Raw genomic sequence first — 26328 nt, 5'->3', positions numbered from 1 at the left:
GATGGCACGCAAAGGGCGCGGCCGGCTGAGCGGCATCGAGCTATTGCCTGAGGAATGCGCACCGGTCGTCGCCTGGGCGGCCGGCGCACTGCAAAAGCGCGATGTCCCGCAGACCGAGATCTATTCCGAGTTTGTCTCCCGGCTGGAGGGGATAGAGCGGGAACATCGCGGCGAGCTGGAGTTCAGGATCCCTTCCTTCTCTGCCTTCAACCGCTATTCGGTGAAGCTGGCCCTGATGACCAGCCGGATTAATCAGGCCTCCGAGATCGCCGGCACGCTGGCGGAAAAGTTCGATGCCGGCGATAGCGACGACCTGACCCTGATCGCGGCCGAGACGATCAAGACCCTGATCTTCGAGATCCTGACCAATGCCGGGGAAGCCGGCATCGAACCGAAGGATGCTATGGCGCTCGCCAACGCGCTGCGCGCCGCGACCCAGGCGCAGAGCGTCTCGACGCAGCGCCGCGAGAAGATCGAGAAGGACTTTGCCACCAAGGCAAAGGCCGCCGTTCAGACGGCAACCAAAGCCAAGGGGCTTAGCCAGGAGACGGCCACTTCGATCCTGAGCGAAATCCTCGGGGTGAAGACGCCATGACGGCACCGATTACCAAGGAGGAATGGGCAGAGGCGCGGCGCAGCGCGACTGAAGTGCTGCCTGATATCGTCGACAAGCTCGGGCTGCCGAAAGCCTTGCTGCCCTACCAGGGCAATCTGCTGGAGACGCTTGAGAGTTCCACCTGTCACGTCCTCTTCGTCGAGAAGTCGCGCCGCATCGGTCTGACCTTCGGCTTTGCCGCCTATGCGGCGTTGCGCGCGGCCCGTGCCAAAGCTGCCGGCGGCATGGACGTGATGTATATCTCCTATAGCCAAGAGATGACGCGCGAGTTCATCGACGCCTGCGCCATGTGGTCTCGCGCCTTCAATCAGGCGGCCATGGCGGTTGACGAGTTTCTGTTCGACGACAGCGACAAGGACGGTGAGCGGGCGATCCAGGCTTTCCGCATTCGTTTTGCCTCGGGCTTCGAAGTGCTGGCGTTGTCGTCGGCGCCGCGATCGCTGCGTGGCAAGCAGGGTGTGGTGATGATCGACGAAGCAGCCTTCGTCGATAATCTGAAAGAGCTTTTGAAGGCGGCGCTCGCCTTCCTGATGTGGGGCGGCCAGGTTGTCGTCTGCTCGACCCATGACGGAACCGAAAACGAGTTCAATCTGCAGATCCGGGACATCCTCGGCGGCCGCAAACCATACCATCATATGCGCATCGATTTCGACGAGGCGCTGCGCCAGGGCCTTTATGAGCGTATCTGCCTGGTCAACGGAGCGACATGGACGCCCGAGGCCGAAGCGATCTGGCGCCAGGACATCATCGACTTCTACGGCGATGGCGCCGACGAGGAGCTGTTCTGTATCCCGACCATGGGCACCGGCTCCTGGCTGTCGGCGCCGCTGATCGAGGCGCGCATGACATCCGATGCGCCTGTGCTGTCGCTCGATTTGCCGACCAACTTCCTGCAGCGGCCCGAGCTGGAGCGCCGGGTCCTGTTGTCGCCCTTCATGGAAGAGCTGGAGGCGGCACTGGAGGTGCTCGACCAGAATCTTCTCTATGCCTTCGGTTTCGACTTTGCCCGCGTCGCCGATCTCTCGGTCGGCACACTGCTCAGCCTAGACAAGATGCTGAAGCGCAGAAGCGCGCTCACTGTCGAATTGCGCAATGTGCCGGGTGACGAGCAGAAGATGATCGTGCGCACCATCCTTTCGGCGGTCACGCGGATGGTCGGTGCTGCGTTCGATGCGACCGGCATGGGCTGGACGGTCGCTGAGGATATGGGGCGCCTCTTCGGTCTCAGAGAAAACGAGGACAGCAGCGGCCTCGTCTGGGCAATCAAGTTCACCCAGGACTGGTACCGGATCAACATGCCGCCGCTGAAGGTGGCCTTTGAAGACGATGCCATCTCGATTTCGAAGAACGACAATCACCTGACCGATCTGCGGTCGGTGAAGGTGATTGCCGGCATTCCGCGAGTGCCGGATGTGCGCAGCGGCGAAGGTCCGAAAAAGCGCCACGGCGACTATGCGATCGCGCTGGCGCTGGCGCACTTTGCCAGCCGCATGCAGTGGCACGACTATGGCTATCGAAGGGCGCCGATCCCGTTGGATCGCTTTTCCGAGCCGGCCGAGCGTCAAGGCGATGACGGCCGCTTCCGCATGTCCACCCTGAAACGAGCAAGAGGACTTTTCTGATGGCCGTCTCCTCCATTCTGGGGCCGGATGGCCGGCCTCTTCGAAAAGCCGAACTGGTGCGTGAGCAAGGCGCGCCGACCGTCAGGGGCATTCGCGATCCGTTCGGCCGCCATCGCGTTCCGGGCCTGACGCCTGGGCGCCTTGCCGGCATGCTCCGAACCTCGATCGATGGCGATTCGCAGGCCTATCTGGAACTGGCCGAGGACATGGAGGAGCGCGACCTGCATTACGCCGGCCTGTTGTCGATCCGGAAGCGCCAGGTCTCCGGGCTGGAGATCACCGTCGAGGCCGCGAGCGACGCGAAGATCGACGTTGAGGCCGCCGATCTCGTGCGAGAGGTTCTGGACCGGGACGAATTCGAAGACGAAGTCGTCGATATTCTCGATGCAATCGGCAAAGGCTTTTCCTGCACCGAGATCCTCTGGGACACGTCGGAGGGCCAATGGCGACCCTCGGCCCTGAAATGGCGCGACCCCCGCTGGTTTACCTTCGACCGGGTGAGTGGCGAAACACCGCTGATCCGCTCTGAGGATGGCGAAGCGCCATTGCAGCCCTGGTGCTGGATTGTCCATCGCGCCAAGGTCAAATCGGGCCTCACGATCCGGGGCGGTATCGCACGGGCCGTCGCCTGGACCTTCCTGTTCAAGCATTTCTCGCTGAAGGACTGGGCGATCTTCGTCGAAGCCTATGGCCAGCCGCTGCGCGTTGGGAAATATGGACAGGGCGCGACAGAAGAACAGAAGGCCAAGCTGATCGAGGCCGTGACGTCGATCGGCTCGGATTTCGCGGCGATCATCCCCGAGAGCATGGCGGTCGAGATCATCCAGTCGAACGTGTCTGGCAATCACGAGATTTACGAGAAGCGCGCCGACTGGCTCGATCGGCAGGTCTCCAAGGTCGTCCTCGGCCAGACGCAAACGACGGATGCGCAGGCCGGCGGCTATGCGGTCGGCAAGGTGCATGACGGTGTGCGCGACGACATCGAGCGAGCCGATGCCAAGCAGCTGGCAGCCACACTCACCCGTGACCTCGCCATGCCGCTGGTCGCCTTCAACCTTGGACCGCAACGCCGCTATCCGAAAGTCAGGATCGGCCGCCCTGATGAGGTGGACATCGACGGCCTTGTGAAGAATGTCGTCAGCCTGGTACCGCTTGGGCTGAAGGTCGGCATGTCGACCCTGCGCGACAAGATCGGCCTTCCTGATCCCGATCCCGACGAGGAGCTGCTGCAGCCCTCCCGGCAAAGTCAGCCGGACGGCGAAACCGAGAAGCCCGAAGACACGAAGGAGGCAGTCGCCCGCACGCTGCCGGCAACCGTTGTGCCCGATGCGATCGACAGCGCGATTGACCAGATGCTGGCCGACGACGGCTGGGAGCTGCTGGTGGAGCCGGTGATCGCCGGTCTGCAGTCGGAACTGGCCGGTGCCAGGGATCTCGGTGAGGCCCGCGCTATTCTTGCCAAGCGCATTGCCGATCTCGATGTCACCGCGCTTGCCGACCTTCTGGCACGAGCCGGCTTCAATGCCAGGCTTGCGGGTGAAACAGGAGAGGACCTGACGTGACGGCGCGGCTCGCGCCGCTTGCGCCGGCCGAGGCGATCGCGGCGTACCGTGCCAGATCCAGCCAGCTCGAAACCTTCTCCTGGCAGGACGCCTGGCAGGAAGAGCACGCGGCCATGTTCACGGTCGCCAAGTCCGCCGGCTTCGACATTCTGAACGACATTTACAGCGCCCTCGAACGGGCTTTGAACGATGGCCAGACGATCGAGCAGTTCTCCCGTCAGCTGAAGCCTGCGCTCCAGGCCAAGGGCTGGTGGGGCCGACAAAGGGTGACCGACCCGCTGACCGGCGAGGAGACGTTCTCGCAACTCGGCTCCACGCGACGGCTGCAGACCATTTTCGACGTCAATATGCGCGTCTCCTATGCGGCCGGCCATTGGGCGAACTTCGAGCGCAATCGCACCACGCGTCCCTATCTGCGTTATGTGACCATGCGGGACGATCACGTGCGCCCGGCCCATGCCCGCCGGCACAATCTCGTTCTCCCGGTTGATCATCCCTATTGGAACGAATGGGCGCCGCCATGCGGCTTTGGCTGTCGCTGTACGCTGCAAAGCCTGTCGGAGCGTGACATCCGCCGGCTGCAGGCGGAAGGCGAGCAGCTGTTCTTCGACCCGCCGCCGGACACCTATCGCAGCTTCACCAACAGGCGCACCGGCGAGATCGTCAGGGTGCCCGATGGGATCGATCCTGGCTGGGCCTATAATCCCGGCAAGGCGAGCATCGAGGCGAAGGCCAAACAGAATTATACCGAGAAGATCGCCGGTGCTCCGCGAGAGTTCGGTGAGGCGGCGCTGCGCGATATTTCCGACCCGCGTTGAGTCCGCAGCAGCGCGCCCAGGAGCGTTGCTCGTCCCCTGTTTCGGGACGGTTGCCCCGAACGTCCCCCAAATCGCGCCCAAGGCCTTCAAAACGGCTTCAAATTCGAAGTGGGATTGAAGCCCTCCCCGTGATATGCAGGATCTGCCGGCAGCAAGCCAGAGCCGGCACTCTCACCATAGCCCTACCGGATGTTTTGCCGATCTGCTTGTCGGCAATCTCGCGGCATGTTGAAAGCCGCCCACTCCTCCCTCTTCGCGGATACCGCGACCCACGCAACCTATCTCGGCGTCAATGATGCCGGCGAGGACAGTGCGTCCCATTGGATCATGCTTCTGCCGGCCGGCCAGTTCTCCGGACGTGATGGTCGCGGTCCCTACACGCTTGCCGACCTGCAGGCGATGCGCACCGTCATCGAGGCAAGCAGCCGTCGTGCCGGCTCTACGGAACTGGTCGTCGACTACGATCACCAGAGCGTTTTTTCTTCTGTGCCGGGCGTCGGCGGACTGGCGCCCGCCGCCGGCTGGATCAAGGAGCTCGATGCGCGTCCCGATGGTCTCTATGGCCGTGTCGAGTGGACGGAAAAGGCAGCCCAGGCGATCCGCGCCAAGGAGTATCGCTACATCTCGCCGGTCTACCGGCACAGTAAGGACGGCAAGGTGTTGCACCTTGTTTCGGCGGGGCTGACCAATACCCCGAACCTCGATCTCGCAGCCGTCGCTGCCAGATCCCATCCCAACTCTCAGGAAACCGACATGGATAAGCTTATCGAAGCCCTGGGCCTGGCTCAGGGCGCGGCGGAGGCTGACGTCCTCACGGCCGTCAATTCCCTTCTGTCGTCTGTTGCTGCGATCGCGGTTGCCGCCGGCGTCGCCAAGGATGCGGATACGGAGACCATCGTCACCGCCATCCAGTCCGCTTCCACCACCAATGTGGATCCGGCGCGGTTCGTGCCGGTCGATCAATTCGTCGCCGTTCAGCGCAACCTGAAGACGCTGACCGAAAAGCTGGCTGACGACGAAGCCGAGATGGCTGTCAGCAGAGCGATCGAGAGTGGCCAGCTGACACCGGCCGCACGCGCCTGGGGCCTGTCGCTGCACAAGTCCAATCCGGCAGCCTTTGCCGACTACCTGAAGACGGCGCCGCAGCTGACGGCCGCGCAGCGCACCGCAAGTGCCGTGCCGCCCGCGAATGGCGAGCCGTCGCTCTCCGAAACCGACCTCGCCGTCATGCGCCAGATGGGGCTGACGAAGGAGGCGATGATCAAGGCCAAGAAAGGCGGTGACGCATGACGGCGCTGACGAAGGACCGCAACACGCCCCGCCGCTCCGGTGACAACAGGCAGTTCCCGGTCGCCGCCGGCGCCAAGCTGTTTGCCGGCGCCATGGGGGCCGTCAATGCGGCGGGTCTTGCAGTGCGGATGACGACGGCAACGACGATCAAAGGTGCCGGCCGGATCAAGCGGCCGGTGGACAACACTGCAGGCGCTGCCGGCGACCTCGTCGTCGATATCGAGGTCGGCATTTTCCGCTACGAGAATTCTGCGGGCGCCGACCTCATCACCAAGGCCGCGATCGGAGCCGTCTGCTACGGCGTCGACGATCAGACGGTCGCTCTCACCAGCGGGACGAATACGCGTTCCGTCGCCGGCACAATCTTCGACGTGGACGACCAGGGCGTCTGGGTCGAGTTCGCCTGAAAGGCCTGATCATGGAAATCACCACGCATACGCTGCAGTCGGCCTTTATCGGCTTCAACGCGTCCTTCCAGGCGGGCCTTGCCGAGGCGACGTCGATGTATGGAAGGATCGCCACCACAGTGTCGTCGACGACGCGGTCCAATGAATATGGCTGGCTCGGTAAGTTTCCGGGTTTCCGCAAATGGGTGGGCGACCGCGTCGTCAACAATCTCGCCAAGCACGGCTATACGCTCACCAACGAGTCCTATGAGAACACTATCGCCGTCGATCGCGATGATTTCGACGACGACAATCTCGGCATCTATGGCCCGATGTTCCGGGATCTGGGAGCCACCGCAACCGTCTTTCCCGACACGCTGATCTGGCCGCTGCTGAAGAACGGTTTCTCCGAACTTTGCTATGACGGCCAGCCGTTCTTCGATCTTGAGCACCCAGTGCTCGACGAGAAGGGCAAGGAAATCCTGGTCGCCAATACCGATGGCGGCGCTGGCACTCCATGGTTCCTGCTCGACACGTCCCGGCCGCTGAAACCGCTGATCTACCAGGAGCGACGCAGCTTTCAGAACCTCGTGCGGATGGACAAGGAAGACGATCCGAACGTCTTCAACCGCAAGGAATACCAGTACGGCCTCGACGGCCGTTGCCAGGTCGGCTTCGGCTTCTGGCAGATGGGCTGGGGATCGAGGCAGACACTGGATGTGGCGCATTACGAGGCCGCGCGCCTCGGGCTGATGAGCCTGAAGTCGGATTACGGTCGGCCGCTCGCGATCATGCCGAAGCTGCTCGTCGTGCCGCCTTCGCTGGAAAGTGCCGCGCTGAAAATCATCAACACGCAGTTTATCGACGGGGGCAACAGCAACCCCTGGTATCACACGGCCGAAATCCTCGTCGTTCCCTGGCTGGCGTAGCGGCGCGCCAACCAGATCAAGAGCCGCCGGTCTTAAGCGACCGGCGGTTTCTGGAAAAACGGATCCGCCGATCCGCTTTGTCAGAAACCGAATGGAGCTTTCCATGGCGCCTAAGAAAACTACCACGCCGGCAACAGCGGCCGACACTGTGCCACAGGCAGAAACGCCTTTGACTGATACCGCCGCGAAAGCGCCATATTCGCCACCGATTAGCGGCACCAATTCCCCCCATACCCCCCGGGAAACCCTCGGTGAGGAAGGCCTTGGTGCCTTCTCTGCCGAGGGCGAACCGGACATGCGATATCCGCTTCTGGTCGCCAGATTGAAGGCCTGCCGCGAGACAGGTCTAACCATGGTCAGCGCTGTCCGGATCTCGGCCAGACGCGATGGCTTTCGCCGTGCCGGCATGTCGCATCCCAAGGCCGCCACCGATCACCCGCCGACGACCTTCACCGAGGATCAGCTTGAGCTGCTCCTGGGCGAGCCGAACCTCGTCGTCGAGTTCATCTGAAGGCGCCGATGTCATGAGCTACTGCCAGAGACAGGACATGATCGACCGGTTCGGAGTTGAGCGGCTGACGCAGCTCACCGACCGCGTCAACAAGCCGGTCTCGACCATCGACGAGACGGTGCTGGCAACCGCAATCGACGACGCGGCCGGCCTGATCGACGGCTATCTGAAGAAGGTGGCCGAACTGCCTTTGACCGTCGTGCCGCCGGTGCTTCAGAAGTTCAACGCCGACATCGCGCTCTATTACCTCTATGGCGACAATGCCGACAAGGACAGCCCGGTCACCCGCACCTACAACGACGCCGTCTCCTTCCTGAAGGATGTCGCCAAGGGTCTGGTCGAACTGTCCGACGGCGCCGAGGTGCCGGCCGTCAGTGGCGACGGTGCTATCCGAACCGCAGCACCGGTCCGCGTCTTCACGCGTGACAGCCTGAAGGGCTTTTGAGATGCCCGGCGCGCTGATCAGCCTCGACGACAAGACCTCGCCCTTCATCGTCAACCTGATCCGCCAGGCGCGCCATCCAGGCGAGCTGATGGCGTCGATCGCTGGCTATCTCCTGACATCGACCCAGCGTCGGTTCGAGCGGGAGACGGGACCGGGCGGCGCCAAGTGGCCGGCGCTGTCCCGGCGAACCGCCAACCGCCGGATCGGGCGCCGGCGCCGCGGCACGAACAATATGCTGCGGGTCACAAACCGCCTCTATTCCAGCCTGACGACCCATGCGACCGAGACCACGGCCGAGGTCGGCACCAATCTCATCTATGCCGGCCCGCATCAGTTCGGCGCCGATATCGAGCAGTTCGCGCGCAGCCAGAAAAGCCACTTTAAACGGATCCGCGGTCGCAACCGGTTTGTGAAAGCCGGAACCAAAGGCGCAGTCACCAGGCCGGTGACCATTGGCAAGCACGTCGTGCGCATACCGGCGCGACCCTATCTCGGATTTTCCGAAGCCGACATCACCGAGATCCAGGAGATCGGCAAGGATTGGCTGGAGGCTGGCCGATGATCCAGGCGATGATCGACAAGCTGCTGGAAAGCGGCACGCCGTTTCGGATGGTCGGTGGCGCGGGGGATCTGGCCAACGTCAAGGATCGGCCAACAACGTCGCCGGCCGCCTTCGTCTATGTCGCCGCCGATCAGTCGCTGCCGAACGAACGGGCGACCGGCCGTGTTCTCCAGCGATCGGAAATCGAGATCGGCGTGGTCATTGTCGCCAGCAACCTTTCGGCCACCAACAATGCGGCAGCTGCCGCCGACATCGAGGCGTTGAAAGCCTATGTCCGCGCCCAGCTGATCGGCTTCCAGCCCGGTGGCGATACCGAGCCGCTCGAACATCATGCCGGCGAATTGCAGCAGGCGATCGGCGGCACGGTCTGGTTCGAGGACATCTACCGCACCGCCACCTACCTGCAGGAGAGCTGAACCATGAGACCGATCGCCGGTGGACGCTACACACGCCAGAAGAACGGAGAGCTGACGCAGGTCGAAGGGACCGGCTTCAAGCCCACCAAGACGACGAAGTCGAGCGCGCCGGCAAAGACCGCCGCTTCCGACAAGGTTGCCGCAAAGGCCTCCCCTCAGACAGAAGGTGACAAGGCATGACCACTCGCTTTTTGCGCAACCGCGCGATCCTTGCCAAGATCGAAGCCACCTATGGCACCGACGCTGCCCCGACGGGGGCCGCCAATGCCATGCAGATGACCAATGTGACGTTCACGCCGCTTGCCGGCGAGGAAGTCAGCCGCGACCTGGTCGTGCCGTATATGGGCCATCAGGGCGTCTTCCTGGTGGGATCCTACGCGACGCTCTCCGGCGAAGTCGAGATCGCCGGCGCGGGTGCCGCCGGCGACGTGCCCGCCTGGGGCGTACTGCACCGGATGTGCGGCATGGCCGAAGTCATCACCGAAGACGTCGACGTGCGCTACACGCCGGTGAGCGCGGGCTTCGAGAGCGGGTCGATCTATTTCAACATGGACCGCGTCAACCACGTTCTGCTGGGCGTACGCGGTACCTACACCATCAACCTGACGCCGAAACAGATCCCGCGCTTTGCCTACACCTTCACCGGGCTGCTCGGCACGATCACCGACACGGCGCTGCCGGCGGTCAGTCTGTCCAAATTCGTCAAGCCGGTTCCCGTCTCCAAGGCGAACACGACATTTGCCCTGCATGGCTATGCCGGTGCCTGCGAAGGTCTCACCATGGATCTCGCAAACCAGATCGAGCCCCGCTTCCTCATTGGTGCGGAAAACATCCAGCAGGTCGATCGGATGATGACCGGCCAGGCGGTCATGGAGGCAACGGCGCTCTCCGAGATCGACTGGTTCACCAAGGCCGAGGCACATGAGGTCGGCGCGCTTGCCGCCCAGCATGGGAAGGTGGCCGGCAACAGGGTCGCCTTCAGCGCCGACGCGGTCCAGGTCGGACGCGTCACCTATGGCGATAGCCAGAAGATCATCAACAACACGCTGCCGCTCATGTTCACCACCGAAGGCAGCGACGAGTTCACCACCATCGTCAGCTGATCGCTGACCGCACGGTCAAAGGACAAGTCCGCATGTTCAAAGTCGTCGATCAACTCATCTGCTGGTGGCCGGTCACGGTCGAGGAACCGTCGCCGGCAAAGGTCGGCCAGATGGTCGAATACGAGTTCGAGATCAGGCTCGAGCTGATGAGCCGCGACGAGACCAAGGCCCAGGACGAAGCGCGGCAGGCCATTCTGGACAGAGCCATTGCCAACTCTAGTGAGGCCAATCTGAGGGCGGTGAAGAAAGAGCTCGATGCCTTCGACGACGCTTCGTTTGCCCGCGTCATCCTCGGCTGGCGCGGCATCGTTGATGCCGACGATCAGGAGTTGCCGTTCTCGAAGACGGCGCTTGGCCTGGTTCTTCGACGCGATCATATCCGCAAGGGTATTGCCCGGGCGTACCGCGAGGCAATCGGCGAGGACAAGGCCCGCCTGGGAAACTGAAGGCGGCCGCCGGCGCCTGGGCAGCGGCGCGGCGCGGCCGATCGGACAGAACACGGGCCGCTGGTGCCGATCCGGACGTCGCCGCACAGTTCGCAAAGCTTGGCGTCCGTTACATTGCCCCTGCTGGTGAAGACGAGGATGCATTCGAGATCATGTCGATCAACTGGCCGAGCTTTTCCGCTTTCCTTGCCTGTCAGACGCAGTGGCGCGTCACCTCGACGATGGCCGGACTTCTCTGGATCGGGCTCGACTATGCGGCTCTGCCCATTGCCTTGACCGGCACCGATATCACGCCGGCCCTGATGGTGGACCTGCAGGCCATGGAAGGTGCGGCGCTCGAAATCCTGAACGAGGTCGACTGATGGCACCGTTGAAAATCTCCGCGAAGGTCGAGGTCGATGCCTCCCAGGCGGTCACCGGCAGTCAGCAGGCAGCAAGCGCGATCGGCGGTATTGGCGACAGCTCGACTGTGGCGACGACCAAGCTGCAGCGCCTGATCGAAACGTCGACCGGCCTGCATTCGGGTGCCGCCAATCAGAACCTTCGGGAATGGCGGGGGGCGCTGGCCGACGAAGGCCTGGCGCTCGATCGCCTGCGAGCCAAATACAATCCGGTCTTTGCCGTCATCCAGCAATACAAGTCGGCCTTGACCGAGATCCGCACGGCCAATGCGCAAGGCGCGCTTGGCATCGATGAGATGACGGCGGCGATCAGCCGGCAGCGGCAGGCAGCCCTTGCCAATATTGCGGTGCTGAAGGGACTTCACCAGCCACCGGGTAGACCGAGTGGAACTTTCGGCAACCAGAGCAACCCGGCCAATGTCGGTTATCAGCTGTTCGACATCTTTCAGACGGCGCCGTTTCTGAGCGCGCCGATGGTCGGCCTCCAGCAAGGGCCGCAACTCGCCCAGGCTCTTGGCGGCCAGAGCATCAAAGGCGCCTTCGCGACGCTCGCTGCAGGCTTTGCCACGATCGCAAATCCGCTGTCGCTGACAACGATCGGACTGACGGCGGTGACGGCTGCCGCAATCCATTTCGGCGCGGGCCTGCTGTTGGCGGAAAAGGATGTCCGCAAGCTGGAGGACGTTCTCAAGGACCACGAAGATCTCCTGAAAAAACTGGAGGAGCGCTACGGCTCTCTGGTCAAGGCGGCGAAGGGATATGGCGCGGAGAGCACTGGCATCCTGGCCTTTAATACCAGCTCCGACTTGAGAAGCCTGACCACCGCAACGAACGCCGCCCAATACGATCTCTTCGGCTCTGTCGGTACTGTCCTGCGTCGAGCACGCGGGGGAACCGCCGGCGGTGCGGATCTCAAGGTCGATGGTGATTTTGCACCCTTTGAAGAAGCACTGAAGCGCCTGCGCGCCGAGGCCAAGCTCGGCAAGCCCGACTTCGAAGCCTTCTACGACAGCATTTACCGCATCGCGCAGCTCGATCCGGAATATGCCAAACAAGCGGACGAACTGGCCAAACTGGTTGCCGAGTATCGCCAAGCTACAAAAGCCCTGGAAGACCTGGAGAGGATCCGGCGGGCACTGTTCAATGACCGCGGCGCGAACGGCATGCTGTTGTCGCAAGGGACCACTAACCGCAGTGACATGGGCGAGTACGCCCTTTTCCTTTCAAGGCAGGCGGTTGCTGCGCGCCGGGCGCAGGAAGCGCTCGACGCGCAGCTGGCGGGACTGGCCGCTCGCTCGCCGGCCGAGAAAGCGGATGCCGCGCGCCGGTCGGAAGCCGCCCGCTATGATGACAGCGAAACACCGCAACAGCGCCGGCAGCGCATCGAGGCCGCCGGCACCTTGGCGCAGACACAGGCCGAAAAGGCGCTGAAGGATGCCCAGGACGAGCGCAAGCGTTCTCTCGACCAGACACTGGCCGGTCAGCAGCTGGAGATCTCGCTGATCGGAAAAACGACATCCGAGCAGGAACGCCTGCGCATGGAGTTCAGGCTCATCAATGAGCTGAAGGAAGAAGCTCGCAAGAACAATATTCCGGTCGACCAGGCCGAGCTCGCGCTGATCAAACAGAAGGCGGCCGAATACGGGAAGCTGGCGGAGTTGCAGAAGGCCCAGACGATCCTTCGCTCACAGGACGACACCCTGACCGGCCTTCGCCAGGAGATTGGATTGCTCGGCCAGAGCGAAGCTGCGCAGAGCCGGATCCGAGCCGTTTTCGAGGCGCAAAAGACTTTGCGCGACCAGGGTATCGACCAGGAGAGCGCTATCGGGCGCCAGATCCAGCGCAATGCGGCGCTTGCTGCCGACGTGACGACCGAGCTGAAGCGCCAGCAGGCCGCATGGTCCGACGTCCAGGAGGTCGGGAAAAACGCGATCGACAGCATCTTCGGCGCGATCAGCGATGGCGATCTGGAAAGCGCCTTTGACGGCATTTTGAAAGATCTTCAAAAAAACCTTCTGTCACTCGGCGGTGCCAATCCATTGAAGAACGCGCTTTATGGCTCGAACCTGCCGACGCTGTCGGATGCCGGCGGTGTCTCCGGCTTCTTCTCGAAGCTTTTGGGCGGTGGTCTCGATACCAGCTCGATGGCGGTGACAGCCGGCACGGTGATGATCAACGGCGGCGTCAGCGCGGCCGGAGGGCTGCTGTCATCGGGCCTCGGCGCCGCCAATCAGAACGGCACGACCAGCCTTGGTGGATCGGCGGACATCCAGAGCCAGGTATGGAATTTCTTCGCGGGCAAAACGGTCAATGGCCAGAAGCTGAAGGACTTCCAGATTGCCGCCATCCTCGGGCATGCCAATGCCGAGAGCGCCTTCAATCCAACGGCTGCCGGCGATGGCGGCAAGGCGCTCGGTCTGTTCCAGTGGAATGACCGGGCACCGGCGCTGCTGGACGCGCTTGGCGGCCGCCAGAACCTCGGCGATGTGAACGGCCAGCTGAACTTTGCCTGGAAGGAATTGCTGGGCTCCGAAAACGGCGCGCTCAAAGCCCTCTTGAATTCGACGGACCTGAAAAGCGCCGTCGGAGCCTTTGGTGGTTTCGAGCGGCCGCGCGGATGGTCGGCCGCAAACCCCTTCGGCATGGACAATGCGTCCGGCCGCTATGCCTCAGCGGCGGCAGCCCTCGAACAGTTCACCAGCAAGACGGGTACTGCAACGCAAGGGCTGGGCACCCTGGGTTCGGGCCTCGGCAGCTTCGGCAATGCGCTCACCAATATCGGGTCGAACACCACGTCGGGCGGCGGGATCGGCGGTTTGCTGTCCAGCCTCTTCGGGTTCGGCACAAGCCAATGGACGCAAGCTGCCTCCGGGGCAATCACCGGCCTGTTTGATACTGGCGGCTACACGGGCCCCGGCGGCGTTCATCAGATCGCCGGGCTCGCCCACAAAGGCGAAGTAATCTGGAGCCAGCAGGACGTGGCACGCGCTGGCGGTCCGGCTGTCGTCGAGGCCATGCGTCTCGGCAAGGGTGGTTATGCCAAGGGCGGCGTCGGCGGCATGACTGTCGCGCCGATCTATTCCGGGCGCGCGGCTAAGGGCAATGCGGTCGGGCGTGGTGAAACCGGCATTTCTATCGCCATCAACAATTACGCCCAGGCGGACGTGCAGGCCGAGGAAACGACCGACGAGCGCGGCGGCCGTCAGATCAGCTTCGTGATCTCCGACCAGGTCGGCAGCGCGCTCTCCAAGAAGGGCGGAGGCGCGCGGAACGTCCTTGAGAAGAGCTACGGTGTGAAGCCGCGAGGAACCGTGCGGTGACCCTCACATGGCCATCCGAACTTCCGCGCCCAGAGCGTGACACCTGGAAGGCGGGACGCAATGACGGTCGGCTCTCCACGCAACAAGGTTCAGGGCCGATGCGCACGCGCCGGCGGTTTTCCTCGGTCAGCAAGCCCGTTTCCCTGTCGATCTTCGTCGATCGCAACGGCAAGGCTATCTTCGACAATTTCTATGATGACACGACGGCAGGGGGATCGAGGCCATTCCTGATGCCAGACCCGACCACGGACGGATGGGCACTGCTGGCAAGCGATGGCGGACCGCTGCTTGCCGGCGACGGAACGCCCTTGCTGATTGCCGGTGAATGGCTCTGCCTGTTCGGTCAGGCGATGCCCTCGGAGAGCATCAAGGGGGTATATTTCCGGATCGCCTTTAGCGTCGAGGTGATGCCGTGAGGACTGGTGAGACGCAGCGAGGGAGTGTATGAAGAAGGTCTCCCACAGAGGATTTCCAAACTTAGCCCGATAACCCTTTCGGGTTTTTCTTTGCCCTGGCGCGGGTGAGGATCGGCCAATCAGTCGGCATTCCGACGCTTCTGTTGATTGGCCGCATGTCTATCAAACCTCACTACTCCGCTTCCGGCTTTTGCCATCGCGAGGTTCTCCCATGAGGCGGATCTCGCTCAATGCGCGCACGGCCAATGATCAGCAGATCACCGACGAAACCTATGTTGTCCTAATCCTGATCGAGCACGAGGACCTCGAAAAGCCACTGCGGCTTTCCACCGATCCGACGGAACGCCTGTCGACTGACCCACTCAGCTACTGCACCAGGTCGCACTGGCTGACCGCCAATCCGGACGCCGATCCTTTTCTCTTTGTTCTTGCCTCGGCCAACCGGCCGTCCGATCTCGAAGACGCGCCGGCCGAGGGACAGATCGTGCTGGAGATCGTCGATAACGGAATGGCCGAGGTAGCCCGCTCGATTACCGATCGGCCATCGATCTCGATCGCCGTCGTGCTTGCCAGTTCCCCCGATCTGATCGAGGCCGAATGGACCGGCATGGTCATCACCACCCACAACATAAAGGGCGGCGAGATGACCCTGAGTTTCTCCCGCGAGGATGTCGAAGACGAATATTGCCCGTCCAGGCGGATGACCAAGGACGCCTTTCCAGGTCTGCACCGATGAGCCACTGGAGCGAGCGCTATATCGGGATTGCCTTTGCAGAACACGGCCGTGACTTCTCCGGCCTGGACTGCTGGGGCCTTGTGCATCTGGCCCTGGCTGAAGAACGGGCGATCGCCGTGCCATCCTATGCCGGCATCGTCGATTTTGCAGAGCAGGCCGACATCGCCTCGCTTGTCCAGGGCGAGCAGGCAAAGCCCGTCTGGCATGAAATCGGCGGTGGCCTCGTGCGCGCCTTCGATGTCGCCCTGTTTCGTCGCGGGCGGCTGGCTTCGCATGTCGGCCTGGTCGTCCAGCCCGGTCTGATGCTGCATGTGCCCTTCGATCATGTGAAGATCGAAAGTTACCGAACCGGCGTTTGGCAGAACCGCCTCGTCGGCGTCTACCGTCATCGCGAGCTGTCGGAGGCGGCACCATGAATGCCATCGCGACCAATCCGGTCATTGCCGCGCCCTTGCTCGATCCGTCGCAACATCGCGTCGACATGGAGGTGCCTGCAGGACTGACGCTTCTTGAGATTGTCGGGATCGCACTGCCGCATGTGCCCGTCGAGCAGCATGGCCGTTTCCGGGTCACGATGGTCAGCGATCGCGGCGTGTTGCCGGTCGATCAATGCCACTGGCACCGGGTCAGACCGCATCCCGGCGTCCGCATCGTCATACGGCTTGTGCCCGGCCAGAACGTTCTCAAAACAATCCTGAGCGTCGTCATTGCCGTCGCCGCCACGGCGCTCGGCGGCTTTTTTGCCGCGCCGCTCGCCGGTGCCCTGGGGATATCGACGGGGGCTGCTGCCGGCCTCATCACGGCCGGCGTTTCGATCATCGGAAATCTGCTGGTCAATGCGCTGATACCGCCGCCCTCGACCAAGGACACCAAGCGCTCGAACAATTATCGGATCGACGGCTGGCAGAACGATCTGAGGCCTGATGCCTTCGTTCCGCTGGCGCTTGGCAAGGTGCGCTATGCCCCGCCGTTTGGCGCCCGCAGCTATACCGAGATCCGCAACGACATCCAGTATATCCGGGCGATCTTCACGTTTGGCTATGGGCCGGTGAAGATCACCGACCTGCAGATCGGCGACACCGATATCGACGAGTACGATGATATCCAGATCGAGATCCGCGAGGGCTATGCGAGCGACGGGCCGCTGACCCTCTACAACAACCAGGTCATCGAGGAGAGCGTCGGCGCAGAGCTGGCCCGGCCGAAGCCGCGCGATGATGCCGGCAACATCATCAGCGGTGACTCGATCGAAAAGCCGGTGGTGCGAACGACCGCGCGCAATGTCACCCACGCCTCCGTCATCATCTCTTTCCCAAGCGGCCTGGTGAAGCTGAAAAGCGACGGCGGCAAATCCTCGCGAACGGTGGACGTGAAGATCGAGCAGCGGCCGGTCAATACCTCGAACTGGCAGACCGTCACGACACTGTCGCTCAGCGCCAAGAAAGTGGAAGGGTTCTTCCGGCAGTACAAATGGAAACTGCCCGCACGCGGCACCTATGAAATCCGCTGCACCCGGATGACCGACGAGGACACGTCGACCAGCGTCCAGAGCCGTTCGATCTGGGTCGTGCTGCAGAGCTTCCGACCGGAATATCCGCTCAACTTCGACCAACCGCTTGGCCTCGTCGCCATCAGGATCAAGGCGACCTATCAGCTGAACGGCACGCTGGACGCCTTCAATGCGCTGGTGTCGCGCGTCTGCCGTGACTACGACACCGCGAGCGGCGCCTGGATCACCAGGGAGACTTCCAATCCGGCGTCCTCAATGCGCTACGTCTTGCAGTCGGCTGCCAATGCCAAGCCGACCGACAACGCCGGCATCGATCTCGACAGCCTCGCGGAGTTTCACGACTTCTGCCGGATCAAGGACCTCAAATACGACCGCGTGGTCGATACGGAGACCAGACTTCGCGAACTGCTGAATGAGCTCGCCGGCGCCGGTCGCGGCTTTCCCCGCCATGACGGCAAGCAATGGGGCGTCGTGATCGACCGACCTGCCGATCTCGTGATCGTTGACGAGTTCAGCGATCGCAACGTCGCCGACTTCGAGGCAACCCGGAACTACATCGATCCGCCGCATGCGTTCCGCGTCACTTTCTCTGACGCGACCAACGACTACAAGACGGCCGAACGGATCGTTCGCTGGCCAGGCTATCTCGGGCCGATCACGCTGACAGAGCAGCTGGAGCTACCCGGCAAAACCGATCCGGACGAGATCTATATCGAGAGCCGGCGCCGCATGTATGAGGCCATCTATCGGCCAGACGTCTACAGCTGCATGCAGGACACGCCGATCGCTGTCGCCACGCGCGGCTCCAAGGTCGCAGCCTCCTTCAAGACGCTGCAGTCGGTGAGTTCTTCCGGCCGCGTCGTGTCGGTGAACGGAAGCGTGATCGAGCTCGACGAGGTGATCGAGCAGCGATCCGGTCAGGCCTACGCCATTCGCTTCAGGCTCCTTGACGGGGATGACACCATTGGCACCGGTATCACGCGTTCGATCGTAACCCTTTCCGGGGCTTCGCGCCTGCTTTTGCTTTCGGGCGCTGGCCCGCTGCCGGCAGTTGGCTCGATCATTCTCTTCGGACCGGTATCGGCAGGCATCTCCGAATTGATCGTGACCCGCGTGGAGGCTGGCGACAACATGGCGAGCATCTTCAAGCTCGCCGATGCTTCGCCGATCATCGATCAACTGACGGATGCCGAGGTGGCGCCCACCTGGTCCGGTGTTGTCGGCTCCGAGGTCGAGACAGACAACTCCGAACCACCAGTTCCCTTGTTCAGTGGCATTACTTCCGGCTTTGCCGATACCGGTGTCAACGGCCGGATCACGGTTCTGATCGAGGCAGGTGTCGGGCCAGTCGAAAGCGATAGCTTCGAGATCTACCATCGCATCTCCGGCGCTTTTGCAGTCGTGGCGATCGACGCTTCCGCATTCGAAGTGAACATCGATGACTACTCGACTGGCGACGTGGTCGAGATCAAGGCGCGGGCACTTTCCCCCACCGGCCTGCCTGGCCCATTCACCGACATCGTGACGATCGTGGTCGGCATGCATGACGAAGCCGTGCCGGGAGGTATTGACGCTGATACGGTCAGCCTCGAACCGCTTCTGGGCGGCGTTCAAATTGCCTTTGAAACGTCCGATAGCACCTCGACGAGCGAGGTCTGGATCTACCGGTCGGACAGCACTCTGTTTGACCCGGACAGCGACCCGGTCGGCACAGCTTCGGTCGTGCCGAGCCATCCCTATATCGTCACGGATGGTGATGCGACCCGCAAGACGCTTCTCACCTCGGGCGGCATGCCAAGCAGCGCCGGCTGGACGCTGGGCGCCGGCTGGAGCATCGCCGACGGTGTAGCGACCCACTCCGGCGGAGAAGCCGGCGACCTTTCGCAGACACTCTCGCTTACATCCGGCGTCGCCTACCGGATCGGATTCGATGTCACCGAGATCATATCGGGCAGCATAGCCGTCCTCCTGTCCGGCGGCAGTTCGGTGGCCGGACAAGATCGAAGCGATGTCGGCAGGTTCGCCGATCGGATCACCGCTACCGGTGGCGACCACGGCGTGTCCTTCTCGGCTTCGTCCACGTTCGAGGGGTCGATCGACAACGCAGTCATCTATCCTGAAACAGCGACCTGTCTTGCCCAAGGCACCCACTACTACTTCCTGCGACAAGCCAATGATGACGGGATCGCGGGCCCGGTCGTCGGGCCTTTCGCGGTCAACATCGTGTGAGGGAATAATGGCAAACATACCAGGGATGAAGACGACGGGTGCCGCGGTGGTCAGTTCGGTCGATTATGTTCTCGGCAACAAGGGCGGATCGACGGCGCAGACGTCCATCAAGGATCTCTCGATACAGGTGGCCGGTAGTGAAGCCGTGCAGTCGCAGAATATCAGTCTGCGAGCGGAAACCTGGGCATCCCTGAATTCTATCATCGGCACGCGCACCGGCCAGCCGGCAGAGGTGCCAAGCCAGTCAGGCACCCATACGGATCCCGTTGCTGGCGGAACGGTGAGCAATCAAGGCCTTTATAGGTGGAACGGCTCGCCGGCTGGATGGCGGTGGGTCGGGCCATCCACCTACACGGCCTTCAGTGATCGCGTGGCGACGATTGAGGACAAGAGCGTACCGCTCTGGGGGCACATGACAAACATTACGGCCGCCGCAACTACCGACCTCGCTACAATCGCCACCGACGCTCTGTCGGTAGTAGGGGGCACGACCATCAGCTCCTTCGGCGTTTCGCCTGATGGCGCTGAAAAGGTCGTGCGGTTCAACCAGACACTGACACTGACCTACAACGCGACATCGATGATCCTGCCGGGAGGCGCGAACATTGTAGTGGCCGCCGGCGACATCGGCATTTTCCGATCGATCGGATCTGGCAACTGGCGTTGCATCTCCTTCCTGCGCAACAGCGGCAAGGCGCTCGCCGCGCCGGCCCGCTCGGAGATCACCGAGCTTGCGACCGTCTGGACCTATGGCAGCAACATCGCCTCCGCTGCGACCATGGATCTTGCCGCCGCCGAGTTCTTCAACGTCACGGGAACGGCGGTGATCGTGTCGCTGGGACCGGCACCACTGGGGACGCGCCGGACGCTCTACTTTGCAAGTCTTGGCCTGACGCTGACCCACAACGTAACCTCGCTGGTGCTGCCGGGTGGTGCTGACATCATCACGTCGACCGGGGACATCGCCGAGTTCGTGTGCGTCAACGCGGCCGGCAACTGGCGCTGCGTCTCCTACCAGAGATCCTCCGGCAAACCGGTCGTGTTGCCCAATTCGGCCGACGTCGGCCTCGGCAATGTCAGCAATACCGCCGATGCGGACAAGCCGGTCTCGACCCCACAGGCGGCCGCGATCGCAACCGCCAGCGCTGGTGTGGCTGCAGAGATCAGCATCGCAAGTGGCCAGGCGCTCGTGCCGATCGAGGCCATCATCGGTATTCTCACACGTGCCGGGATCACCATATCCGACACCGACAAGGCGGCGCTGCTGAGCCCTCCGCCAGCCCTTGCCCTCGACTTTGCAAACGGCGCCTCACTGTCGATCGTTCGTCCGGACGCGGGCCTGCTGATGGGACGCAACCGCCGACTGAAGTCTGGCGTCATTGGCATCGGCCGAAGCACTTATGATCCGCTGTCGGGCGAGCTGATTGGCCTCCTGCTCGAAAACAACCGCGGCAATATCTGGAGCTTCTCCGACGATGTCAGCGCCGGGCAATGGTCGAAAGGCAACTGCTCGGTCGAGCAAGGGACAGTTGAGGTCATCGACCCCGCTGGTGGGCAGGAGGCGGCCAAGTGGATTGAGAACACGGTGACCGGCAATCACCAGATCTTTCGTGCTGCACCAGCTTTCCCGGCATTGTCGGCCGATATGACAGCGGTGGAGTGGCGGATCTACAAAGCCGGCACGCGCTCCAAGGTGTTGATGACCGCATCCGGCAAACAAGCACAGTTCGATCTGATCACCGGCGAGGTTCAGGGTATCTACACGACAACGCCCGCCTATACCCGGCATCTCCGCGACGGATGGGTTCTGTGCGCCATGGCCTTTCCGGTCGCCGCCGGTGCCACCTCCTACACGATCTATGAGCGGATAGTGACGACGGGCCAGATCACGAACTATGCCGGCGACGGTGTGAGCCACCTCTACCGCTATCATGCAAACGGTGGACTGCGCAGCTATGTCCAGCAGCCAGTCAAAACGAATGCTGCGGCTGCCGTACTCAGTGACGATCAGGCCGTCATCGATGTCGGGGGATGGTTTCGACGAAACGCGGCGAGCCTGGTTGTGTCATCGCGTGCGCCGCTCGGAGAAGACTGCACGGTCGTCCAACTGGATGACGGCACAGAGGCCAACCGTATTCGCCTCTATCGCGCGGCCGACAAGACCTGCCATCTCGAGGTGACGGCCGCAGGTGTTCAGATCGTCAATGTGAGCCTGGGCACTTGGGCCGATGATACGGATCGCAGCGTGGCCCTGTCGATGAGGGATGGCAATGTCGCCTATTCGGTCAATGGCAAGGCCGTTGCCGCCTCGGCTCTCTCAGCCTTCCCGCCCGGTATCGGGACGCTACGCCTCGGCCGCAGTAGCGCCAGCGGTCTCGGTGCCGTCGTGATCCGGAACATCGAAGGACACGCGCGCGGACTGTCTGACGGGGAACTGGCCGCGCGCGCCACCCGCCGGCCGGATGCGCGCATTGCGGCCTATGGTGACAGCATCACGGCCGGCAATGCGACGGGGGTAACGGACGGCTATGACTATCCGGCCATTCTCCAGCGGCTGCTGCAGCGGACAGTGTTCAATGGTGGCATTGGGGGCGAGACATCCGCCCAGATCAAGACACGGCTGCTGGCGGATGTCGATCGCAAGAACTGGCTGTTCGTTATCGGTGCGGGCCGTAACGACGGCAATGCCCAGACGACGATCCTCGCCAACATCGCCACCATGGTGGCAGACCTGCCTTATGGTGGCCGCTACCTGATCCTGTCGGTTCCCTATGCAGCCGATACCAGCCAGGCGGAGATCGATTATGTCGGGGCGATCAATGGCGCCCTGGCATCCGCCTATGCTGACAGGTTCATCCCGATCGATTGGTCGATGATTAGCCGGGTCAGCGACAATCTGCATCCGGACGATGGCGGCAACGCCGCGATCGCGGCGGCAGTGGCATCAAAAATCAACAGCAAGGGCTGGTAAGAAATAGCCGCCCAGCCGGGTGGCCGAGGGCACGGGAGTGCCCCAAGCGACGGGCCCAAGTTTCGAGACATAAACCCGTCCGACGATAAGGAAAGATAACCGCCGCACCCATACCCTGCAGGGCATCTAAAGGTGTGGCCGAGTCGCGAGTGCTTGGACATGGCTAGTTTTCGGGTGGTCGAGCCCACCAATCCCGCTGCCCCCTATATCGGCGGCAAGCGAATTCTTGCAAAGAAGATCATCGAGAGGATCAATCAGATCCCGCATGAGGGATATGCGGAGCCCTTTGTCGGGATGGGCGGTGTCTTCCTCCGTCGCAACCTGGCACCGAAGTTCGAGGTCATCAACGACATCAATGGAGAGGTCGCAAACCTCTTCCGCATCCTGCAAAGGCACTATCCGCAGTTCATGGACACGCTGCGTTTCCAGATCACCTCCAGGCGGGAATTTGAGAGGTTGTCGCGGACGGACCCCGCGACGCTGACCGACCTGGAGCGGGCGGCACGCTTTCTGTACCTGCAGCGGCTGGCTTTCGGGGGAAAGGTCGCGGGCCAAACCTTCGGCGTGTCTCTGAGGGATGCCCGCTTCAACCTGATGAAGCTGGCGCCGCAGCTTGAGGAGATCCACGAGCGGATGGCGGGCGTCGTCATCGAGAACCTGCACTGGCGGAAATTCATCGAACGCTACGACCGACCCGGCACCCTCTTCTATCTCGATCCACCCTATTGGGGGAGCGAGGACGACTACGGGAAAGAGGTGTTCGGCAGGCAGGACTTTGCCGAGATGGCAGACCTTTTGAAGGGTCTTCAGGGACGCTTCATACTGTCTTTGAACGCCCTTCAAGACGTCTTCAAAACATTCGAAGGGTTTCAAATCGAAGAGGTGGATTGCACCTATTCGGTCTCGGCAAAAGGCCAAAATCAGGCGGTCAAGGAGGTCATTATCACGCCAGCAAAATCTGTTCGACCGGCGGCCCAATGAAGGGATTGGCAGCAAAACTGATTCGCCGGCGGCGCTGGAAAGCATTGGCATTGCTCGTCTTCCGGGGCACCCGGAGCGATGGTCGGTCATCAACAAGGGAGACGGCCATGACCAACAAACGCGAAACGATAAAACAGCTGATCAAGACCATGCAGGCGAGCGCTGAGGAGATCACCGCGATCCTCGACCTAGCCTCAAACGACATCGAGGAGCACGGCCAGAACTGCGCCATCGGCGGGCTTTGCGGCCTAGACCAACATTTGGAGGAAGTGGCCGCCATGCTTTCGGCGGCGCGGTCGATCCATCGGATGAAGATTTAGGAAGAAACCTGGGCCCGGTTGGATGTGCCGGGCCCTAGAACCGATGTAGAAGGTCCGGGATCTACGGACCTGAAATGTCTGCTACGACGGTCGGGCCAGACACGAGATGGGTTTTTGAAGATACTTGCCGAGTGGCCTTTGATCGACCTTTAGCCGGTGACGCGGCGGCCAGGACAAAAACTACACTCAACACCGGAACCGAGAACGTGTCGCAAAGATATCCCTCAAATACTGCGCCGGCACACAGTCCGCACAATAGCCCGAGGAGCAGGCTCAAGTTCATCCTGTGCACCGGATGTGACTGACGGCGGGCGGTGAGCCTCCAAGCGCCGGATAGGATCGCGGAGACCATCAAGACGAAATACAGGACTCCGAACGTTGACCACCCTCGCAGCCAGGAGTCCTCAGAAAACCCCTCGAAATACCCTCTTCCCCACATCGGGTTTTCAACGATTGCATCAACCAGATAGCTCCAAGCCGCGTCGCGCGTATTGCCGCGATCATAAACGGACATCTCGTCGTCGCCGAGCTGAAATCCTCCGCTCAACACGGCAACGATGATGCCTAAGAGCACCACTGCCGTCAGTCCGACCTTCGCACGCGCAGAAAGCTTAGCCCAACTCGCAACATAGATGCCGGTTACAGCTATAACGATCGCTGTCCTCGATCCCGTGCAGTATATCAGCCAGAGCGAAGCAACTGCCAATAGGCAGATGGCGATCGCCTTTCCAAAGCTGGCTCGGATCGAAAAATGAGTGAGGCTTATGGCAGCTATGGCGAGTTGAGCTCCTATGAAATTCGGATGCGCGGTGGTTCCAAAAAAGCGGGCGTTGATTCCGACATAGCCATACCCTGACAGGTAGGTGAAGAGATTTAGCGCGACGATGATGATCGAGAACCAGAAGAAGACCAGCGCGATGGTATGCGACACCGTGGCGTCGCCACGATTGACCCTCCGCAGTCCAGTGAAGACAGCCACCAAAGTCATGATCAGGAGCCCTTGGAATACCTTGGAGCCTAGGTCCGAACCGCCAATTGCAGCGCGTATGGTAGCGTATAAAAGGAGGGCGCAGAATAGAAGCGACGGCATGGCCGGCTTGACCGTCAACCTCGACTTGAAGAAAACCATGGCCGCGATCGAAAGCGCGAAAACTGGCGCGAAAATGTATATACTCTTCGACTTCAGAAGCGCCACGAACGGATGCGAAACCATTTGAGTGACGAGGTCTCCCACCTCGCCCAACGAGCTGTCATTCTTGAGGGCTGCGAGAAGCAGCAGAGACAGCAGAGCGGCAAAAAGGGACAGATCCTCGTCAACATACGCCGTCGCGGTACCCGCGCTCTTGAATATTCGTCGCATTAGGCACACTCAAAATTTAGTTTGAAATATAGATTTCGAGGATATCTAAAATCCGACCGCGCGCAATAGAGTAACTTTTCAGCCTTTGACCTGACGATTAGGTACTTCTTGCATCGATATCGGACAGTCCCTGACGGCTCCAAAACAGCCCCACGAGACAGCGCCTTCAATGCGGGCGTGGGCATCAACGCGTCGGGTGTCGAAAAGCGGACGTTCCTCCATCGTGGGGCTATGTCGGCTTTGCGCCGTTTGAAGACATCCGGCTAGTGCAGACGATCGAACGTCGTTGAATTGTCAGAAGCCCGGTTACTTATACTTCGCTTCGATCCTCTTCGCCGCGCGATCAATCTCGGGAAACAGTGTGCTGTCCGTGATGCCGAGCAGTGCGAGCGCCCGTCTAAGGTCGGCCTTCGAGGCTTCGGGAACAATGAACCGGGTCTCTTTGAATTCCTCGACGAACTTGATGGAGCGGGGTGGCTTTAGACCGTAGACTATGAAACCACCGGCTTGCGCTAGAATACGGCGGTTGCTCATCTTCGGGTGAACATAGAAAGGCTTAAAAAGGTCGATCGGATGGATCAGCGGCAGAAAATAAGATTTCTCCGCCCTGATAAATTGATGAAGCTTTTTATAGACGTCCTCAGCGTTGGATCGGATGATCTCTGCCTCCGATTTGGCACCCTTCTTCCTCTCTCGCCTGATCTCAACGATCTCGTCCTTCTCATCCTTGTCGAGATTGGCAAGGTTAGAGATGCAACTGACGGCATCACTATCGAAGTATTTCTCCCTACTTTCTGGCACTTCGAAGGCGGTTACAACTCCGTCGGATGCTTTTCCATCGGGGCCGGGGTCAGTTGCAAAATAGAGCGCTACGAGGGGGTTGAGGGAGACATCCATCAGTCTTGTCGGAAGGCCGAAATGCTGCATCCTCACTAGCCGATCGAACATCGTCTGGTCAGCCGCAAACTCAAGCGGATGAACTGCCATCAGATCACGTATAGCACGCCTTTCGTTCGCCTCGAGGCGACTGAGGTCATGGCGAAAGAGTCCAGGCAGGTTCTCCCATGACGTGTCGCGCTGCCCCCGGTAACATTTGAGGGTGTGACCTTTAGCGGCATAGCGGGTCACCTTCCCGATAAACGCTGTGAGCGTCTTAATCACCGTTCCAGGAACTGGATTAGCCATTGTTTAAAAACTCCCTGCCACGATGCGAATATAGGTTGAGGTGCGCCGTCGCGACAAGCCTATAGGGATCTTCGGGAGCGGATAGAAAAGAGAACGTTTAAGGGCTGTGCGTGCTGACCAAGATGACGACTTGAGACCGAACTCGTGCGCTCGCGCCAGAAGCCCGGATGTCCGCTTCACCATACGGCGATAC

25 protein-coding genes are annotated in these 26328 nt (G+C 61.6%); 23 read left to right on the top strand and 2 right to left on the bottom strand.

The window, feature by feature from the left end:
* The first annotated feature begins 1 nt into the window (after position 1).
* The 23 genes from J2Z17_RS20555 to J2Z17_RS20445 all read left to right on the top strand — a co-directional run bounded on the left by J2Z17_RS20555 (position 2) and on the right by J2Z17_RS20445 (position 23590).
* Positions 2-595 (top strand): DUF3486 family protein, encoded by a 594-nt coding sequence (locus tag J2Z17_RS20555; protein WP_209947754.1) that lies wholly within the window; start codon positions 2-4, stop codon positions 593-595.
* On the top strand, positions 592-2238 hold the full coding sequence (locus J2Z17_RS20550) for a terminase large subunit domain-containing protein (protein ID WP_209947752.1): 1647 nt from the start codon (positions 592-594) through the stop codon (positions 2236-2238). The genes J2Z17_RS20555 and J2Z17_RS20550 overlap by 4 nt, the downstream gene beginning before the upstream one ends.
* On the top strand, positions 2238-3800 hold the full coding sequence (locus J2Z17_RS20545; protein WP_209947750.1) for a DUF935 domain-containing protein: 1563 nt from the start codon (positions 2238-2240) through the stop codon (positions 3798-3800). The genes J2Z17_RS20550 and J2Z17_RS20545 overlap by 1 nt, the downstream gene beginning before the upstream one ends.
* Positions 3797-4618: a phage head morphogenesis protein gene (locus J2Z17_RS20540; protein ID WP_209947748.1), complete on the top strand. Its 822-nt coding sequence runs from the start codon at positions 3797-3799 to the stop codon at positions 4616-4618. Before J2Z17_RS20545 ends, J2Z17_RS20540 begins: the two co-directional genes overlap by 4 nt.
* A 225-nt stretch (positions 4619-4843) precedes the next feature.
* Positions 4844-5908 carry a phage protease gene (locus tag J2Z17_RS20535; RefSeq protein WP_209947746.1) on the top strand — a complete coding sequence of 355 codons (1065 nt, stop codon included), beginning with the start codon at positions 4844-4846 and terminating at the stop codon, positions 5906-5908.
* Positions 5905-6315: a hypothetical protein gene (locus J2Z17_RS20530; RefSeq protein WP_209947744.1), complete on the top strand. Its 411-nt coding sequence runs from the start codon at positions 5905-5907 to the stop codon at positions 6313-6315. Before J2Z17_RS20535 ends, J2Z17_RS20530 begins: the two co-directional genes overlap by 4 nt.
* A gap of 11 nt (positions 6316-6326) precedes the next feature.
* Entirely contained in the window at positions 6327-7223 is an 897-nt protein-coding gene (locus J2Z17_RS20525) for a Mu-like prophage major head subunit gpT family protein (RefSeq protein WP_209947741.1), read from the top strand.
* Positions 7224-7518: 295 nt separating this feature from the next.
* Positions 7519-7734: an HI1506-related protein gene (locus J2Z17_RS20520; RefSeq protein WP_209947739.1), complete on the top strand. Its 216-nt coding sequence runs from the start codon at positions 7519-7521 to the stop codon at positions 7732-7734.
* 13 nt (positions 7735-7747) lie between these two features.
* Positions 7748-8179, top strand: coding sequence for a gp436 family protein (locus J2Z17_RS20515; protein ID WP_209947737.1), 432 nt, complete (start codon positions 7748-7750; stop codon positions 8177-8179).
* 1 nt (position 8180) lies between these two features.
* The gene (locus tag J2Z17_RS20510) at positions 8181-8741 is read left to right on the top strand and encodes a phage virion morphogenesis protein (protein WP_209947735.1); all 561 of its coding nucleotides are present in this window, start codon (positions 8181-8183) and stop codon (positions 8739-8741) included.
* Positions 8738-9157, top strand: a complete 420-nt coding sequence (locus J2Z17_RS20505) for a phage tail terminator protein (protein ID WP_209947732.1) — start codon at positions 8738-8740, stop codon at positions 9155-9157. The genes J2Z17_RS20510 and J2Z17_RS20505 overlap by 4 nt, the downstream gene beginning before the upstream one ends.
* Positions 9158-9160: 3 nt before the next feature.
* Positions 9161-9337 carry a hypothetical protein gene (locus J2Z17_RS20500; protein WP_209947730.1) on the top strand — a complete coding sequence of 59 codons (177 nt, stop codon included), beginning with the start codon at positions 9161-9163 and terminating at the stop codon, positions 9335-9337.
* Positions 9334-10260: a phage tail tube protein gene (locus J2Z17_RS20495; RefSeq protein ID WP_209947728.1), complete on the top strand. Its 927-nt coding sequence runs from the start codon at positions 9334-9336 to the stop codon at positions 10258-10260. Before J2Z17_RS20500 ends, J2Z17_RS20495 begins: the two co-directional genes overlap by 4 nt.
* A 32-nt stretch (positions 10261-10292) precedes the next feature.
* A complete protein-coding gene (locus J2Z17_RS20490) occupies positions 10293-10706 on the top strand; it encodes a hypothetical protein (protein WP_209947725.1) in 414 nt (137 codons plus the stop codon).
* On the top strand, positions 10703-11068 hold the full coding sequence (locus J2Z17_RS25465) for a DUF1799 domain-containing protein (protein WP_280923389.1): 366 nt from the start codon (positions 10703-10705) through the stop codon (positions 11066-11068). Before J2Z17_RS20490 ends, J2Z17_RS25465 begins: the two co-directional genes overlap by 4 nt.
* Positions 11068-14427 carry a phage tail tip lysozyme gene (locus J2Z17_RS20480; RefSeq protein ID WP_209947720.1) on the top strand — a complete coding sequence of 1120 codons (3360 nt, stop codon included), beginning with the start codon at positions 11068-11070 and terminating at the stop codon, positions 14425-14427. The genes J2Z17_RS25465 and J2Z17_RS20480 overlap by 1 nt, the downstream gene beginning before the upstream one ends.
* Before the next feature lie 98 nt (positions 14428-14525).
* The gene (locus J2Z17_RS20475; RefSeq protein WP_245224244.1) at positions 14526-14843 is read left to right on the top strand and encodes a hypothetical protein; all 318 of its coding nucleotides are present in this window, start codon (positions 14526-14528) and stop codon (positions 14841-14843) included.
* Between the two features lie 211 nt (positions 14844-15054).
* Positions 15055-15579 (top strand): hypothetical protein, encoded by a 525-nt coding sequence (locus J2Z17_RS20470; protein ID WP_209947716.1) that lies wholly within the window; start codon positions 15055-15057, stop codon positions 15577-15579.
* Positions 15576-15995: an NlpC/P60 family protein gene (locus J2Z17_RS20465; protein ID WP_209947714.1), complete on the top strand. Its 420-nt coding sequence runs from the start codon at positions 15576-15578 to the stop codon at positions 15993-15995. The genes J2Z17_RS20470 and J2Z17_RS20465 overlap by 4 nt, the downstream gene beginning before the upstream one ends.
* Complete coding sequence (gpJ, locus tag J2Z17_RS20460; protein ID WP_209947712.1) at positions 15992-19318, top strand: TipJ family phage tail tip protein; 3327 nt, start codon at positions 15992-15994, stop codon at positions 19316-19318. Before J2Z17_RS20465 ends, gpJ begins: the two co-directional genes overlap by 4 nt.
* Positions 19319-19343: 25 nt before the next feature.
* Complete coding sequence (locus J2Z17_RS20455; RefSeq protein ID WP_209947710.1) at positions 19344-22289, top strand: SGNH/GDSL hydrolase family protein; 2946 nt, start codon at positions 19344-19346, stop codon at positions 22287-22289.
* A 159-nt stretch (positions 22290-22448) separates the two neighbouring features.
* Positions 22449-23270 (top strand): DNA adenine methylase, encoded by an 822-nt coding sequence (locus J2Z17_RS20450; RefSeq protein ID WP_209947708.1) that lies wholly within the window; start codon positions 22449-22451, stop codon positions 23268-23270.
* A 107-nt stretch (positions 23271-23377) separates the two neighbouring features.
* The gene (locus tag J2Z17_RS20445) at positions 23378-23590 is read left to right on the top strand and encodes a hypothetical protein (protein WP_209947706.1); all 213 of its coding nucleotides are present in this window, start codon (positions 23378-23380) and stop codon (positions 23588-23590) included.
* Positions 23591-23651: 61 nt separating this feature from the next.
* Here J2Z17_RS20445 and J2Z17_RS20440 read toward each other — a convergent pair whose 3' ends face one another.
* Complete coding sequence (locus J2Z17_RS20440) at positions 23652-24950, bottom strand: O-antigen ligase family protein (RefSeq protein ID WP_209947704.1); 1299 nt, start codon at positions 24948-24950, stop codon at positions 23652-23654.
* Positions 24951-25256: 306 nt separating this feature from the next.
* Positions 25257-26135 (bottom strand): FRG domain-containing protein, encoded by an 879-nt coding sequence (locus J2Z17_RS20435; RefSeq protein ID WP_209947701.1) that lies wholly within the window; start codon positions 26133-26135, stop codon positions 25257-25259.
* Positions 26136-26328: the final 193 nt, after the last annotated feature.

The sequence above is a fragment of the Heterorhizobium halophytocola genome (assembly GCF_017873095.1).
Lineage (GTDB): Bacteria > Pseudomonadota > Alphaproteobacteria > Rhizobiales > Rhizobiaceae > Allorhizobium > Allorhizobium halophytocola.
Note: the sequence above shows the minus strand (reverse complement) of the source record. Positions and strands in the feature narration are given on the sequence as shown.